Annotated in this window: 8 protein-coding genes, 2 tRNA genes and 2 rRNA genes; 9 read left to right on the plus strand and 3 right to left on the minus strand. The window is 43.0% G+C overall.

Features of this window, described 5'->3' with window-relative positions:
- Positions 1 to 106: 106 nt before the first annotated feature.
- The 4 genes from QZL88_RS17480 to QZL88_RS17495 all read left to right on the plus strand — a co-directional run bounded on the left by QZL88_RS17480 (position 107) and on the right by QZL88_RS17495 (position 7,169).
- Positions 107 to 1,276 carry an efflux RND transporter periplasmic adaptor subunit gene (locus QZL88_RS17480; RefSeq protein ID WP_296943262.1) on the plus strand — a complete coding sequence of 390 codons (1,170 nt, stop codon included), beginning with the start codon at positions 107 to 109 and terminating at the stop codon, positions 1,274 to 1,276.
- Positions 1,276 to 4,434, plus strand: coding sequence for a multidrug efflux RND transporter permease subunit (locus QZL88_RS17485; protein WP_296943265.1), 3,159 nt, complete (start codon positions 1,276 to 1,278; stop codon positions 4,432 to 4,434). Before QZL88_RS17480 ends, QZL88_RS17485 begins: the two co-directional genes overlap by 1 nt.
- Positions 4,427 to 5,803, plus strand: coding sequence for an efflux transporter outer membrane subunit (locus QZL88_RS17490; RefSeq protein WP_296943267.1), 1,377 nt, complete (start codon positions 4,427 to 4,429; stop codon positions 5,801 to 5,803). The genes QZL88_RS17485 and QZL88_RS17490 overlap by 8 nt, the downstream gene beginning before the upstream one ends.
- Positions 5,804 to 6,362: 559 nt before the next feature.
- Entirely contained in the window at positions 6,363 to 7,169 is an 807-nt protein-coding gene (locus tag QZL88_RS17495) for an alpha/beta hydrolase (protein ID WP_296943269.1), read from the plus strand.
- Positions 7,170 to 7,231: 62 nt separating this feature from the next.
- On the opposite strand, the gene QZL88_RS17500 is transcribed toward QZL88_RS17495, so the two are convergent.
- The 3 genes from QZL88_RS17500 to QZL88_RS17510 form a co-directional block, all read right to left on the minus strand.
- Complete coding sequence (locus tag QZL88_RS17500) at positions 7,232 to 7,624, minus strand: HIT family protein (RefSeq protein ID WP_296943271.1); 393 nt, start codon at positions 7,622 to 7,624, stop codon at positions 7,232 to 7,234.
- Positions 7,625 to 7,630: 6 nt separating this feature from the next.
- Positions 7,631 to 8,098, minus strand: a complete 468-nt coding sequence (gene greA, locus QZL88_RS17505; RefSeq protein ID WP_296943274.1) for a transcription elongation factor GreA — start codon at positions 8,096 to 8,098, stop codon at positions 7,631 to 7,633.
- Between the two features lie 169 nt (positions 8,099 to 8,267).
- Positions 8,268 to 9,443 (minus strand): TlpA disulfide reductase family protein, encoded by a 1,176-nt coding sequence (locus tag QZL88_RS17510; protein ID WP_296943275.1) that lies wholly within the window; start codon positions 9,441 to 9,443, stop codon positions 8,268 to 8,270.
- A 279-nt stretch (positions 9,444 to 9,722) separates the two neighbouring features.
- Between QZL88_RS17510 and QZL88_RS17515 the strand changes: the two genes are divergently transcribed.
- From QZL88_RS17515 to QZL88_RS17535, 5 genes are all read left to right on the plus strand, one after another.
- Positions 9,723 to 10,760 carry a hypothetical protein gene (locus QZL88_RS17515; RefSeq protein WP_296943277.1) on the plus strand — a complete coding sequence of 346 codons (1,038 nt, stop codon included), beginning with the start codon at positions 9,723 to 9,725 and terminating at the stop codon, positions 10,758 to 10,760.
- A gap of 388 nt (positions 10,761 to 11,148) precedes the next feature.
- A 16S ribosomal RNA gene (locus QZL88_RS17520) occupies positions 11,149 to 12,675 on the plus strand.
- Between the two features lie 199 nt (positions 12,676 to 12,874).
- A tRNA-Ile gene (locus QZL88_RS17525) sits at positions 12,875 to 12,948 on the plus strand.
- 103 nt (positions 12,949 to 13,051) lie between these two features.
- Positions 13,052 to 13,125 (plus strand) — tRNA-Ala (locus tag QZL88_RS17530).
- A gap of 185 nt (positions 13,126 to 13,310) precedes the next feature.
- Positions 13,311 to 16,199, plus strand: a 23S ribosomal RNA gene (locus QZL88_RS17535).
- Together the 16S and 23S rRNA genes with 2 tRNA genes alongside form the textbook arrangement of a ribosomal RNA operon.
- Positions 16,200 to 16,275: the final 76 nt, after the last annotated feature.

The following is a 16,275-nucleotide window of genomic DNA, read 5'->3' on the forward strand; positions in this document are numbered from 1 at the left end:
TAAAATGCCTCGCATTTTCATACAGACGATATCTGGCATTGTGCTTTATAAATGATGAAAGATAAAAACCGCATACCATTGACAAGTATGCTGCAACATATTATATATGAATAACATTAAACGTACTTTAGCTGCAACTTTACTCTGTACACTATTATTGAGTGCGTGTAAAAAGGCATCAGTTGATTCCCCTATTGTCGAAGTAGAACCTGTAGCAACAGACAATATCGAAATTTATGGAGAATATGTAGGATTGATAAGGGCTTCCCGCAATGTAGAGATACACGCGCGAGTGGAAGGTTTCCTTGAGAAAATGACTTTCAGTGAAGGGAAAGAAGTAAAAGCGAACGAACCATTGTTCTACATTAATGATAAACCTTACAAGGCCAGAGTAGAAAAAGCAAAAGCTCAACTAAAAAGGGATGAGGCTCAGGAATTGAAAGCCGAGAGCGACCTTAAGCGTATCGAACCCTTATATAATCAGAATGCAGCCAGCCGCCTCGATCTGGATAATGCAGTAGCTGCATTGAATATGTCAAAAGCCGATGTGTTGATGAGTAAAGCTGACTTGGAACAGGCAGAGTTACAACTTAGTTATACTGTGGTTCGTTCCCCATTGTCAGGCTATATCAGCGAACGCTATGTAGATATAGGGACGCTGGTAGGCAATTCGAAGTCGTTGCTGGCAACCGTTGTTAAACGCGATACGGTACTCGTCGATTTTAAACTTACATCACTCGATTACCTGCGTAGCCAGAGAAGAAACGTACATCTCGGAGAATTGGATACTACCCGCTCGTGGCAGCCCACCGTTATCGTAACGCTGGCAGACAATTCGGTCTATAGTGAAAAGGGTGTTGTCGACTTTGCATCGCCGCAGGTAGATCCGAAAACAGGTACTTTCGGTGTTCGTGCCGAATTGCCGAATCCGAACCAGGTGCTTCTTCCCGGACAATTTACACGGGTTAAACTATTACTCGATGTCTTGGAAAATGTAGTGGTTGTTCCCCGAAAAGCAATTTCGATAGAAAAGGGCGGAGCTTTTATTTTTGTTGTACGCCCCGATAGTATAATAGAAAAGAGATATGTCGAAACCGGACCTGAACAGGATAACAAAATAGTAGTTACACGTGGGCTTTCGGTAGGCGAAAATATTGTAGTTGAAGGTTACCAGAAACTTGTACATGGTCAGAAAGCAATTCCCCGCACAAAGGAAGAAGAGCAAAAAATCATAGATCAGGAAAAAAATAAAGAAACAAAGAAGGAGGATAAATAATGAAGCCCGGATTTTTTATAGAAAGGCCTGTTTTATCTACCGTACTTTCTTTATTGATTGTTATAATCGGTATTATAGGTTTAGTCTTATTGCCCATAGAGCAATATCCGCAGATAACGCCTCCGGTGGTAAAGATCGGCGCATCTTATCCCGGGGCGAATGCTACAACTGTGTCGCAGGCTGTGGCTACCCCGATAGAACAGGAATTGAATGGTACTCCGGGTATGATCTACATGGAGTCGAGCAGTTCCAACTCCGGAGGGTTGTCTATAACTGTAACATTCGATGTAAGTACAAATGCAGACCTTGCAGCAGTTGAGATACAAAACAGGGTAAAACTGGCAGAGAGCCGCTTGCCGGCAGAGGTATTACAAAGTGGTATCACAGTAGAGAAGCAGGCGCCCGGGCAGTTATTGACCATTGCCCTGACTTCGGATGATCCCAAATATGATGAGATATACCTGAGTAATTATGCCACAATAAATATACTGGATGTGATCAGGCGTATCCCAGGAGTGGGGCGTGTATCGAATGTCGGCAGCCGTTACTATGGCATGCAGATATGGGTATATCCCGACCGGCTGGCTAGTTTTGGCTTGACGATAAAAGATTTGCAGGATGCATTGAAAGACCAGAACAGGGAGTCGGCGGCAGGAGAATTGGGTAAGCAACCCATTGTAAATGTCGATGTGGCAATGCCTATTACAGCACAAGGGCGTTTGTCGACCGTCAGCCAGTTTGAAGATATTGTGGTGAGGGCGAACAATGATGGATCATTTATCCGGATGCGTGATGTCGCAAGGGTTTCCCTCGAGGCATCATCTTATAGTACCGAAAGCGGACTGAACGGGAAATATGCTACCATGCTGAGTATATATATGCTTCCGGGTGCCAATGCCATGGAAGTGGCCGAAGAGGTAAAACAAGCCATGGTACAGATAAAACAAGACTTCCCCGAAGGGCTCGATTATCTGATCCCTTTCGATATGACAGAGTATATCGGAGAGTCCATTCACGAAGTATATAAAACATTATTTGAGGCTTTGGCGCTTGTTATAATTGTTGTATTCCTTTCGTTACAAAACTGGCGTGCCTCTATCATCCCTATTGTCGCAGTTCCGATATCCCTGATAGGTACATTCGGATTTATGCTGATGATGGGATTCACCCTGAATATGTTGACTTTGTTAGGGTTGGTACTGTCTATCGGTATTGTTGTCGATGATGCCATTGTGGTTGTCGAGAATGTGGAACGGATTATGGCTGAAAAGAAGATAGGAGCGAGGGAGGCAACGCATCTGGCGATGAACCAGTTGGCGGGAGCATTGATCGCTACATCTCTGGTACTGGCAGCCGTATTTGTTCCTGTTAGTTTTCTCGATGGTATTACAGGTTCGCTTTACAGACAGTTTTCGGTAACGATAGTCGTTTCCGTATTGATATCTGCAGTGGTTGCGCTTACATTAAGCCCTGCCATGTGTGCCTTGATTTTGCGTCCCGAGGAGGAAGGTAAAAAGAAGAATGTTGTTTTCCGTAAGATAAATAGCTGGTTGGCTACAGGAAATAGTAAATACGCTAATATATTGATGAAGGTAATCAGCAATCCCCGCCGCGTTTTAGCGGGTTTTGGGATGGTACTGGTTTTTATATTTGTGTTGAATAAGGTTGTTCCTACCAGTTTTATACCACAGGAAGATCAGGGATATTTTACCGTAGAGCTTGAAATGCCTGAAGGAACTACTTTGGAGCGTATGCGTACCGTTACCGACAGGGCTATCGGATACGTGGACTCCCTTGAAGATGTGGAATATGTGCAGAATGTAACAGGTTCAAGCCCCCGGGTAGGAACAAATCAGGGGCGAACTACGCTAACCGTAATTCTGAAATCGTGGAAGGAAAGGAAAAAAGGCGTAGATGAAGTCATGCGAGATGTACAGAAAGAATTTTATAATTATCCGGAGATCAGGTCGTTTGTCTCCCGTCCTCCTGTTATCCCGGGGTTAGGATCTGCCGGAGGGGTGGAAATGAAGTTACAGGCAAAATCCGATGCACAGTGGGACGATTTGGTGGCAGCTACAGATACATTTATGTATTATGCGGGGAAATCGAAGCTGATATCGAATGTCTCGTCCTCCTTGCAATCTGAAATCCCTCAGCTATATTTCGATGTGGACAGGGATCAGGCCATGCTGCTGGGAGTACCTATGTCGGATATCTTCTCCACAATGAAGGCTTATCTGGGTTCGGTGTATGTGAACGACTTCAATATGTTTAACCGTATATATAAAGTTTATATACAGGCCGACCAATCGTACAGGGCTACGGCTAACGATATAAACCTATTCTTCGTAAAGACCAAAACGGGCGATATGGTTCCTCTTACTGCATTAGGAAAGACAAGCTATACCACAGGGCCGGGTAATATCACCCGATTCAATATGTACACATCTGCGTCTATGCAAGTGACACCCTCGGCCGGGCACAGTTCGGGACAGGCAATGAATGAAATACAGCGCATAGCGAAAGAACATTTGCCCGAAAATATAGGCGTGGCATGGAGCGGATTATCGTTTCAGGAACAGAAGGCCAGCGGGCAGACTGGAGTAGTACTGGGGCTGGTATTTCTTTTCGTATTCCTTTTTCTGGCGGCTTTGTACGAAAGCTGGACAGTACCTATTTCAGTCTTATTATCCTTGCCTATTGCGGCATTAGGTGCTTTTTTAGGTATATGGGCTTTAGGACTCGATAATGATATTTACTTTCAGATAGGACTGGTTGCTCTTATCGGTCTTGCTGCTAAAAATGCGATATTGATAGTCGAATTTGCGAAAGAGCAGGTGGATTCAGGTATGCAACCTATATTTGCAGCTATGCAGGCGGCAAAGCTGCGTTTTCGCCCTATTCTGATGACATCACTGGCCTTTGTATTGGGTATGTTGCCTATGGTGATAGCTTCGGGGCCGGGTTCTGCAAGCAGGCACTCGATTGGTACGGGCGTATTTTTCGGTATGATTGTAGCCATTACATTTGGTATAATCCTTGTGCCGTTTTTCTTTGTTATGGTTTATAAATTTAAAGAAAAACTAAGATTACCCGAATTGAAATTTCCTAAGTTCTTGAAAATTAAAAAGCTGATAAAAAGGAATGAAAATGAGTAAACTCAAATATATATTTATTTTCTCTGCTATCTTGTTGTCGTCCTGTAAGATAGGACAGAAATATGAGCGGCCGGAGATGAATATGCCGCAAACTTTCGAGGCCGGAAGTATGGCTGCAGGCGATGCATCTGATATCGGCTGGAGTACATTATATTCCGATACTGTTTTGCAGGGGTTGATTACCAAGGCTCTCGACCACAATAAAGATATGCTCGTAGCTGTGGCCCGTATAAAAGAAATGGCTGCGAAGAAACGTATATCTTTTGCAAACTTATTTCCTGAGATTGGAGGTGAACTTGCCGGACAAAAAGAACATCTGAACTATGGAGGTGATAACAGTAAATATACTCCCGAATTGCGGGCAAACCTGAACGTATCGTGGGAATTGGATGTGTGGGGTAAACTCCGCTGGGCAAATGATGCGGGCGTGGCCGCTTATATGCAGACCGTGGAGGCGCAAAGAGCCCTGCACCTGACTATTGTGGCACAGGTAGCGCAATCTTATTTCGAACTGAAAGCGCTTGACCGTGAACTGGCAATAGTGAAGCAAACACTGGAAGCCAGGCGGGAGGGGGTGCGATTTGCCAAATTACGGTATGAAGGCGGCCTGACATCAGAGATTCCATACCGGCAAAGTCTGGTGGAACTCGCACGTACTGAAACCCTGATTCCTAATCTGGAAAATGAAATAAAGCTGAAAGAAAATGATTTGTTTGTTCTGGTAGGAGAATTTCCATCCGGCTCTATATCAAGGATAGGCGATGATATAAATCACCAGTTAATTCCTCAAAACCTGCCTGTGGATATGCCTTCATCCCTCCTGAAGCGGCGCCCCGATATGATACAGGCAGAGCAAAAACTAATAGAGGCAAATGCGCGGGTAGGGATTTCCTATACGGAGATGTTTCCGTCTCTGAGATTGACAGGACGTTTAGGGGGAGAGAATGACGAACTGTCCGATTTTCTGAAAAGTCCTACATGGTTTATTTCCGGTATTCTTACAGGCCCGATATTCAATATGGGGAAAAATAAAGCAGCGCATAATGCCGCCAAGGCCGCTTACGAACAAGAAGTATATACTTACGAAAAGTCTGTTCTGGAAGCATTTAAAGAAGTAAATAATTCCATTGTGACATTTAATAAAATGAAAGAAGTATATCGTTCACAGGAAGCGCTTTACAATTCGGCCAAATCGTATCAGGAACTGGCTAAATTGCAGTATGTGAACGGAGTGATCAGCTATATTGACCTGCTGGATGCACAACGTCAGTTCTTCGATGCCGAGATAGCCCTTAATACTGCCATACTGAATGAATTATCATCAATGGTAGGTTTATATAAGGCATTGGGTGGGGGAGTGGTCAAATAAGTTTTGGTAACAGGATTATTTTATAGGACTGAAGGTTTATAAACTCTCTCAAAGTTTATCTATATGTAAACAAGTATTTGTTTTTATATAGATAAGTTCTTTGATATTTTGGATGATGAAAACGAAAGAAAAGGTAACAATATCAAATTGTGTAAAAGGTGTTACCTTTGTTACCTTTTTTATAGTGATCTTTGTGTAAGTCTTTGTGTCCCTTGTGGTAAAGGGCGTTAACCACTAAACGTACAAAGAGAATCGCAAAGTGTACAAAGACTAAAAAAACTGTTACTTTTTCACCTAATTGCTTTTGTTGGGAATATATTGGTATGGGATAAATGAGGGGTAGTCGGAGTCTGAAAAGTAACAGGCGAGAAAGTAATGTAATTGTGTTACCTTCGTTACTTTTTAGGCATAGTTAGCAGTTACGGGGTTTTAACTGTTGGCTATTAACAGTAAAGTCGCTTTGCGCAATTGGCACATCGGCAAATTTACTAATCGGTACATTAATTTCTGTTACTTTTGTAACTATAAATTTTAGATCTTAAATTAATAAATAAACTATATGAAAAAAAGTTTGATCGTAATCTTCCTCTTCTGTGCTTTGGCGATAACCGCACAGAATACGTATGAATTGAAGAAGGATATACCTTATACCGGCGATGCCGAAACGGACGCATACCGTAAGGAGCGTTGTAAACTGGATATATACTATCCTGTGGATAAGAAAGATTTCCCTGTGGTAGTCTGGTTTCATGGCGGAGGCCTTGAAGGCGGGGAAAAGCATATCCCGAACGAACTGAAGGAAAGAGGTATCGCGGTAGTGGCAGTCAATTATCGCCTTAGTCCGAAAGCCACAAATCCGGCGTATATAGAGGATGCTGCTGCTTCCGTTGCGTGGGTTTTCAATAACATCGCGTCGTATGGCGGTAGTGTGAATGATATTTATGTATCGGGGCATTCTGCCGGGGGCTATCTTACTCTTATGGTGGGACTGGATAAGAGTTATCTTGAAAAGTACGGAATTGATGCGGATAAGATAAAGGGTCTGGTGCCTATCAGTGGCCAGACTAATACGCATTACACGATAAGGAAAGAACGGGGGATACCTCAAAACCTTCCTATAGTTGATGCTTATGCACCATTGAATCAGGCACGGGCAGGCATTCCTCCTATTTTATTAATTTCGGGAGACCGTAATCTGGAAATGACAGCGCGTTATGAAGAGAACCTGCATATGGAAGCTATCCTAAAGTCATTTGGGAATAAGGATGTGACCATGTACGAAGTACAGGGCTTTGATCATGGAGGAGTGGGAGGTCCCGGTTGCTTGCTTTTGCTCGATTGGATAAGAAAATATAGTAAGAAATAAGGCATAACAAAAAGGGCAGAAACCTTATGATTTCTGCCCTTCCTATTTTGAAATAAATCTTATCAGATATATTCTCTAATCATTCGGGCAATCTCTTCGAATTCAGCTTGCTCCAGCTTTACTCTGGGGTTGGATAACAGCATGTCTGACTCCTTGTTTATCGGAATCAGGTGTATATGTGCATGAGGAACTTCCATTCCTATAACCATTACACCGACCCGTTGGCATAGAAGAGCCTTCTCTATGGCCTTGGCAACCTTCTTGGCAAAGATGTTCATCTCACCTATGGTTGCGTCGTCCAAATCGAAGATATAATCCACCTCCTGTTTAGGAATGACCAGCGTGTGACCTTTAGCCATAGGATTTATATCAAGGAAAGCAAAGAATTTCTCATCCTCCGCCACCTTGTAAGAAGGTATCTCGCCGGCTGCTATTCTACTAAAGATACTTGCCATCAGCTGCTAGATAGAGATGTTTACGATTTCGAAACTCATCATTCCCGAAGGGACTTTTATTTCGGCAACATCACCCACTTTTTTGCCCATAAGGCCCTGTGCTACAGGAGTGCTTACTGCAATCTTGTTTTCTTTCAGGTTTGCCTCACTTTCAGCTACAAGGGTATATGTCATCTGCTGGTTGTTCTTTGTGTTGCGTATAGTTACCTTGTTTAGTATCTGTACTACATCTATCCCTATCGACTCTTCATTGATTATACGGGCGTTTGCCAACAGATTTTTCATCTGGGCTATTTTTGCCTCAAGTAATCCCTGAGCTTCTTTGGCTGCATCGTATTCGGCATTTTCCGACAGATCGCCTTTATCACGGGCTTCAGCTATTTGTTTCGATATAGCCGGCCTTTCGCTCTCCAGAGCGCTGATTTCTTCTTTCAACTTTTTGTAACCGTCTTCGGTCATGTAAGTGATAGCCATGGTAATTAAAGTTAAATTAGTTAGTGACTATTATTTCATTTGATTTTTTAAAGCGACAAAAAGAAAAAGAATCCTTGCCGTATAGGCCAGAACTCCTTTTCCTTTTTTCAATCTATTATAAGCAAAGATAAGGTATAATTTTTATACCGTCAAAATATTTAGAGAACTTTTATAATAATTTTTGAACTTCAGAAGATAAATCATCCGTGGATAATACCCTTTTTACGATCTCTCCTTTTTTATTGATAATGAAAATAGTTGGGAATCCCTGAATGTTATACTTTGTAAGTAAATCAGAAGTCAAAGACTTATCATCTCTTACGCAAATCCAAGGAAGGTTTACTGCACTGTTTTGCCAGGCATGCACATCCGTGTCGAATGAAACCTGATATACTTCAACGTTTCCCTTATGCTTTTCATAAGCCTTATTAAGCAGTATATTGTGCGCCGGAGAAAAGTCTGTTTGATATGCAGTAAAGTCCAGTATGACTACTTTTCCTTGCAATGAGGAAAGGCTTATATTCTTATTATGTCTATCCGGTAGGGTTATATCATAATATGTAGTATGATCTGTAACTTCCGATGTCGCAATTCTGTTTATCGCTTCTTCCTGACCTGCTACTTTGCGTATTTCAGCAAGAGCAGATAATGTAAAGCTTTTCAGATTAGCTGTGCGGGGAGATGTCGGATATTGTGTATCCCATACTGTAGCTACAGCTTGGAATGCAGTTATGTCTTTTTTGTTGTATGGGTCGAAAATCAAATAGTTATCCACTTTTTGGAAAAGCGCAAAATAAGCCGCTAGGCTTTTATAGTCGGAATATATAAGATCTTTAGCCTTAGTCTTGTACTCATTCACTCCATCTTGTACGGCTGCAATATATTCATCTTGCGATATTTCTTTGCTTTCAAATTTCTTTTTCAGTTCGGTGAAGGTTTGGCCTAGTTTGTTTTGAGACAGGACAATTTCCTTTATTTTAGCCGAACTGTTAGAGCCTTCAACTGTGTAATCCAGTGCAAATGTTTCTTTCGGTGCATTCACAGTAATAGTCTCTATCGAGTCTACTGCCAGATTGATTGTTTGTCCGTTTAGCTTTAGTAAATAAAATTCGGGATAGCCAACATTTACCTCTGTGAATTTGAAGTTACCGTCTTTATCTAATTTCACAGAATCGATTATAGTTGTTTCGGTCAGAGATCTTTTCTCCAGATATAGTATAGTTGTGTCGGCATTACTTATTTTTCCTTCAATAGTAAATTGAGGTTTCTTGTCTTTGCAGGATGCAAACAATACTAATGAAGCAATAGTCAGGATTGTGATTTTTGATAAAAGGGACGTTTTCATGTATAATGTTGTATTATAAGTAAATCAAAGTATATATTGATGTATTATTTAGCTATTATATATTATAGACATAAAAAAACTTTATCTATATATTTCAGAGCAGCAAAGATATTAATTATAATCAAATCTATTTATCTTGGATTTTATAAAATGATATTTTTTCTGACCGGAGATAATAATTATATTGATTTTATCGTATAATAGTTAAAATTATTTTGATTTTTTATCGGCTTATGCTATATTTATTACTGTATTAATCACATGAAAATATCTCTTACCATGTATAGAATAACAATTTTCTTATTATTTCTCATTTATAGCATCTGTTTAGTTTATTCTCAGGATTCGGTCAAGGTGGAGATGTTGGATATTATATATCTTAAAAATGGTAAGACGATAAAAGGAAAACTTGTGAAACAGCAATTCGGAACTATAAGTGTAAAAATCACAGATAGTATTTCACAGAAAGAAAATATAGTGATATATCAACAAGAGGATGTGAAAAAAATAGAAGAAGGAAATTTAGGGAAGGCTGATGGAGTATTATCGAAGGCAGATTTGCAAAGTTATGTGGAGGGCAGTCCTAATTCGAACAGGAAAGGACAACCGCAACCGAAGACCGGAGGCGTTGTTGGCATGCCTTCGAATCCAACACAAAGTTTAACCCCGGAGCAATCTCCGCATGAGGATATTCTCAGGCAGGTTCAACAGCCGGGAGGTAATATATCAATGCCGGTGATGGTTGACCAGCCGGTGATAATCGATGGCGCCCGGGCTGCAAGTCCGGATGAATATTTTGATCCTTTTAGCGTACCAAGGCCTAAACGGCGGGAGAAGATATGGAACCGGGAAATAAAAGGGTTTCGGGTTTTTCTCGATTATGCTTATATACAAGGTATTGGTAAAACAAAGAATCACAGGTTCGAATATGGAACATCTATAGGCTATCAGTTTAATCCTATTTTTTATGTAGGTGCAGGAACAAGTTATACTATGACACTAAACAAAAAGGATTCATCTCTACCCATATTTCTCAATCCACGTATTAATTTTTTGGATGAGAATACAACTCCATTCTGGGACATAAAAGTAGGATATTCGGGTGCAATGGGAAAAGGTTTCTATTTTAGTACTTCCTTCGGGGTAAGTATTGCCAAGCAAGGAAGGAGTGCGTGGAATATTGGACTTGTGTATTCATTGCAAAAGGCGACGTATTATGAATGGTCTGATGTGGAACCCAATAAGAGAGTGGCTGTCAAACCTACATATCACGGCTTGGCTTTGAAGCTTACTTATGAATTTGGTATAGGCCGATAACTGATCAATTCATTTTTCTCACATGTCTTTATATTTAACAACATGTTGTATTCTAGGCGTATACTTTGATTTTACATTGTTTGTCTAAAAAATATTTTAAAAAAAGGTTATCTAAAGTTTGGAGTGTAATGAATTGTTTCCTACTTTTGCACCCGCTTTACCACTAAAGGGCACGCTTAAAGAAGGGTGTTTGCGTAGGGAAAGAGAGAGGTCTTTGAAGGAAATGAAATAACAACATTATAGAGTGTAGTACACAATTTGGGTTTTTATTAAATTAAAGATCCGAAAAAACTAGAGATAGTTAAAAAAGGTGCTACCGTCAATTACTATTACCCAATAGTAATAAAAAAAGCTTGAACAGGATCAAAAGACTTAAAAAAAAGAATATACAAAGAAGAGTTTGATCCTGGCTCAGGATGAACGCTAGCGATAGGCCTAACACATGCAAGTCGAGGGGCAGCAGAGAGTAGCAATACTTAGATGGCGACCGGCGCACGGGTGAGTAACGCGTATGCAACCTACCTACAACAGGGGAATAACCCGGAGAAATTCGGACTAATACCGCATAAAACAGGGGTCCCGCATGGGAATATTTGTTAAAGATTTATCGGTTGTAGATGGGCATGCGTTCCATTAGGAAGTTGGTGAGGTAACGGCTCACCAATCCAACGATGGATAGGGGAACTGAGAGGTTTGTCCCCCACACTGGAACTGAGACACGGACCAGACTCCTACGGGAGGCAGCAGTGAGGAATATTGGTCAATGGGCGAGAGCCTGAACCAGCCAAATCGCGTGAAGGAAGACTGCCTTATGGGTTGTAAACTTCTTTTATCAGGGAATAAAAAGAGTTACGAGTAACTTATTGCATGTACCTGATGAATAAGCATCGGCTAACTCCGTGCCAGCAGCCGCGGTAATACGGAGGATGCGAGCGTTATCCGGATTTATTGGGTTTAAAGGGTGCGCAGGCGGGCTTTTAAGTCAGCGGTGAAATCCCAACGCTTAACGTTGGAACTGCCGTTGAAACTGGGAGTCTTGAGTATAGATGAAGTAGGCGGAATTCGTTGTGTAGCGGTGACATGCTTAGATATAACGAGGAACTCCGATTGCGTAGGCAGCTTACTAAGCTATAACTGACGCTCAAGCACGAAAGCGTGGGGATCAAACAGGATTAGATACCCTGGTAGTCCACGCCGTAAACGATGATTACTAGTTGTATGCGATATACCGTATGTGACTAAGCGAAAGCGATAAGTAATCCACCTGGGGAGTACGCCGGCAACGGTGAAACTCAAAGGAATTGACGGGGGCCCGCACAAGCGGAGGAACATGTGGTTTAATTCGATGATACGCGAGGAACCTTACCCGGGCTTGAAATGCATCTGAATTACGAGGAAACTTGTAAGCTAGCAATAGCAGATGTGTAGGTGCTGCATGGTTGTCGTCAGCTCGTGCCGTGAGGTGTCGGCTTAAGTGCCATAACGAGCGCAACCCACATTGTTAGTTACTAACAGGTCAAGCTGAGGACTCTAACAAGACTGCCGTCGTAAGATGCGAGGAAGGTGTGGATGACGTCAAATCAGCACGGCCCTTACGTCCGGGGCGACACACGTGTTACAATGGGTGGTACAAAGGGCAGCTACTTGGTGACAAGATGCTAATCTCCAAAGCCACTCCCAGTTCGGATCGGAGTCTGCAACTCGACTCCGTGAAGCTGGATTCGCTAGTAATCGCGCATCAGCCATGGCGCGGTGAATACGTTCCCGGGCCTTGTACACACCGCCCGTCAAGCCATGGAAGCTGGGGGTATCTGAAGTGCGTAACCGCAAGGAGCGTCCTAGGGTAAAACCGGTGACTGGGGCTAAGTCGTAACAAGGTAGCCGTACCGGAAGGTGCGGCTGGAACACCTCCTTTCTGGAGATACTGTTCGAGTTGGGTAGACCTTTAAAAAAAGGTGCTGCACTCTTAAATGATGTTGTTGTTTTAAGATATACTCAGTTTACGGGAGTAGGTAGAGGGTTAGAGTTTAAATATACTGTTAACTGTTCACTGCTCACTGTTCACTGACCAAGAGAAACCAAGAAGCTGGCAATCAGTTTCAGGCAGAACCGCCAGTCCTATAGCTCAGTTGGTTAGAGCGCTACACTGATAATGTAGAGGTCGGCAGTTCAAATCTGCCTGGGACTACCGCAATGCAGAGGCATCGCAATTAATAATTAACAGTTAACAATTAACAATAACGGTAAAAACCAATTCTTAATTATTAATTCATCATTATTAATTACCTTACGGGGGATTAGCTCAGCTGGCTAGAGCACCTGCCTTGCACGCAGGGGGTCAACGGTTCGAATCCGTTATTCTCCACACTTTCAATTGAGGATTGACAATTAATAATTGACAAAAAGAACTGTCAACTATCCACTATCCATTCTCAATTAGAAAAACGATCTTTGACATGATGTAAAAAAAGAGCAAGTAAAGTTAGATTATGATATAATCTATCAAACCCTGCTAATAAGCCCCCTTCGGGGAGTTTATTAGATAGAAAAAAAGAAAGTAGGAAAGGGCACATGGGGGATGCCTAGGCTCTCAGAGGCGAAGAAGGACGTGATAAGCTGCGATAAGCTACGGGAAGGTGCAAATAACCCTTGATCCGTGGATTTCCGAATGGGGCAACCCAATATCCGAAGAGGATATTACACTATGTATGTAGTGAGCAAACGCGGGGAACTGAAACATCTAAGTACCCGTAGGAAAAGAAAATAAAAATGATTCCCAAAGTAGTGGCGAGCGAAATGGGAAGAGCCCAAACCGGTATTGTTTAGGCAATACCGGGGTTGTAGGACTGCGCTGTGGCAAGAACGATTTGAAGTAGAACGTTTTGGAAAGAACGATCATAGAGGGTGATAATCCCGTATACGAATCATATCCGAAGCCTAGCAGTATCCTGAGTAGCGCGGGACACGAGAAATCCTGTGTGAATCTGCCGGGACCATCCGGTAAGGCTAAATACTCCTGAGAGACCGATAGTGAACCAGTACCGTGAGGGAAAGGTGAAAAGCACCTCGAACAGAGGAGTGAAAGAGACCCTGAAACCATGTGCCTACAAGCGGTCGGAGCATTAAATTGTGACGGCGTGCCTTTTGCATAATGAACCTACGAGTTACTCTTACTGGCAAGGTTAAGTACAAAGATGTACGCAGCCGAAGCGAAAGCAAGTCTTAACAGGGCGCTTTAGTCAGTAGGAGTAGACGCGAAACCAAGTGATCTACCCTTGGGCAGGTTGAAGTTTGGGTAACACCAAATGGAGGACCGAACCGGTAAGCGTTGAAAAGCTTTCGGATGACCTGAGGGTAGGGGTGAAAGGCTAATCAAACTTGGAGATAGCTCGTACTCCCCGAAATGCATTTAGGTGCAGCCTCGGCGAATTACTTATGTCAGGTAGAGCGACTGATTGGATGCGAGGGCTTCGCCGCCTATCAAGTCCAGATAAACTCCGAATGGGCATAAGTTAATACCGGGAGTGAGGGCATGGGTGCTAAGGTCCATGTCCGAGAGGGAAAGAACCCAGACCATCAGCTAAGGTCCCCAAATACATGTTCAGTTGAATTAACGAAGTATGACTACTAAGACAGCTAGGATGTTGGCTTGGAAGCAGCCATTCATTTAAAGAGTGCGTAACAGCTCACTAGTCGAGTGGTCGTGCGTGGATAATAATCGGGCATAAACATGTTACCGAAGCTATGGGATAAAATATTATCGGTAGGGGAGCATTCTACTCAGCGTTGAAGGCGAGGCGTAAGCCTTTCTGGAGCGTGTAGAAAAGCAAATGTAGGTATAAGTAACGATAAAGGGGGTGAGAAACCCCCTCGCCGAAAGACTAAGGTTTCCTGATCAACGCTAATCGGATCAGGGTAAGTCGGACCCTAAGGTGTAGCCGAACGGCGAAGCCGATGGAAGAACCGGTTAATATTCCGGTACTGTTATCTAGAGTTATGTGGGGACGCAGGAGTGACACTGCTGCCAAGTGACGGATTACTTGGTTAAAGGAAGTAGACGTTGATTACGGTAGGCAAATCCGCCGTGAGAGTTGAAACTGATAGTACTACAATCCTTCGGGAGCGTAGATAATGCAGGTAAACAGACTGCCTAGAAAAACCGCTAAACGCTAATCTATATAGCAACCGTACCACAAACGGACACACGTAGTCGGGTTGAAAATACTAAGGCGCTCGAGCGATTCACAGTTAAGGAATTAGGCAAAATGACCCTGTAACTTCGGGATAAAGGGTGCCAGCTTCACGGCTGGCCGCAGAGAATAGGTCAAGGCAACTGTTTAACAAAAACACATGGCTATGCAAATTTGAAAGAAGACGTATATAGCCTGACACCTGCCCGGTGCTGGAAGGTTAAGAGGAGATGTCATGAGCAATCAGAAGCATTGAATTGAAGCCCCAGTAAACGGCGGCCGTAACTATAACGGTCCTAAGGTAGCGAAATTCCTTGTCGGGTAAGTTCCGACCTGCACGAATGGTGTAATGATCTTGACACTGTCTCAACTGTGATCTCGGTGAAATTGTAGTATCGGTGAAGATGCCGATTACCCGCGATGGGACGAAAAGACCCCGTGAACCTTTACTATAGCTTTACATTGATTCTGGGCACTTGATGTGTAGGATAGGCCGGAGGCTATGAAGCGGGTACGCTAGTACTTGTGGAGCCAACCTTGAAATACGGCCCTTTAATTGTTTGGAATCTAACCTGCGGATGCAGGAACAGTGTATGGTGGGTAGTTTGACTGGGGTGGTCGCCTCCAAAAGAGTAACGGAGGCTTCTAAAGGTGTGCTCAGGACGATTGGTAACCGTTCGTAGAGTGTAATGGTATAAGCACGCTTGACTGAGAGACCCACAAGTCGATCAGGTAGGAAACTAGAGCATAGTGATCCGGTGGTTTCAGTATGGAATGGCCATCGCTCAAAGGATAAAAGGTACTCCGGGGATAACAGGCTGATCATTCCCAAGAGCTCATATCGACGGAATGGTTTGGCACCTCGATGTCGGCTCGTCACATCCTGGGGCTGGAGCAGGTCCCAAGGGTTGGGCTGTTCGCCCATTAAAGTGGCACGCGAGCTGGGTTCAGAACGTCGTGAGACAGTTCGGTCTCTATCTATCGTGGGCGCAGGATATTTGCGGAGATCTGACACTAGTACGAGAGGACCGTGTTGGACGGACCCCTGGTCTACCGGTTGTTCCGCCAGGAGCATCGCCGGGTAGCTAAGTCCGGATTGGATAAGTGCTGAAAGCATCTAAGTACGAAGCCGACTTCAAGATAAGATATCCATTAAGGGTGGTTGTAGACTACGACCTAGATAGGCTACAGGTGTAAAGGCAGCAATGTCATAGCCGAGTAGTACTAATTGCCCGGACGCTTTCAATGGTGCCAGTAGACTCACCGTAGTAAACTGGCACCGAACAACAAACCAGAGGTTTGCTATATTAGACAATAATCATAAC

This window comes from uncultured Dysgonomonas sp. (assembly GCF_900079725.1).
Lineage (GTDB): Bacteria > Bacteroidota > Bacteroidia > Bacteroidales > Dysgonomonadaceae > Dysgonomonas.

Coding starts and splice junctions, on each gene's coding strand:
- QZL88_RS17490 (WP_296943267.1), top strand. CDS start 4,427: ATGAGTAAACTCAAATATATATTTATTTTCTCTGCTATCTTGTTGTCG.
- QZL88_RS17480 (WP_296943262.1), top strand. CDS start 107: ATGAATAACATTAAACGTACTTTAGCTGCAACTTTACTCTGTACACTA.
- QZL88_RS17515 (WP_296943277.1), top strand. CDS start 9,723: ATGTATAGAATAACAATTTTCTTATTATTTCTCATTTATAGCATCTGT.
- QZL88_RS17495 (WP_296943269.1), top strand. CDS start 6,363: ATGAAAAAAAGTTTGATCGTAATCTTCCTCTTCTGTGCTTTGGCGATA.
- QZL88_RS17510 (WP_296943275.1), bottom strand. CDS start 9,443: ATGAAAACGTCCCTTTTATCAAAAATCACAATCCTGACTATTGCTTCA.
- QZL88_RS17500 (WP_296943271.1), bottom strand. CDS start 7,624: ATGGCAAGTATCTTTAGTAGAATAGCAGCCGGCGAGATACCTTCTTAC.
- QZL88_RS17485 (WP_296943265.1), top strand. CDS start 1,276: ATGAAGCCCGGATTTTTTATAGAAAGGCCTGTTTTATCTACCGTACTT.
- greA (WP_296943274.1), bottom strand. CDS start 8,098: ATGGCTATCACTTACATGACCGAAGACGGTTACAAAAAGTTGAAAGAA.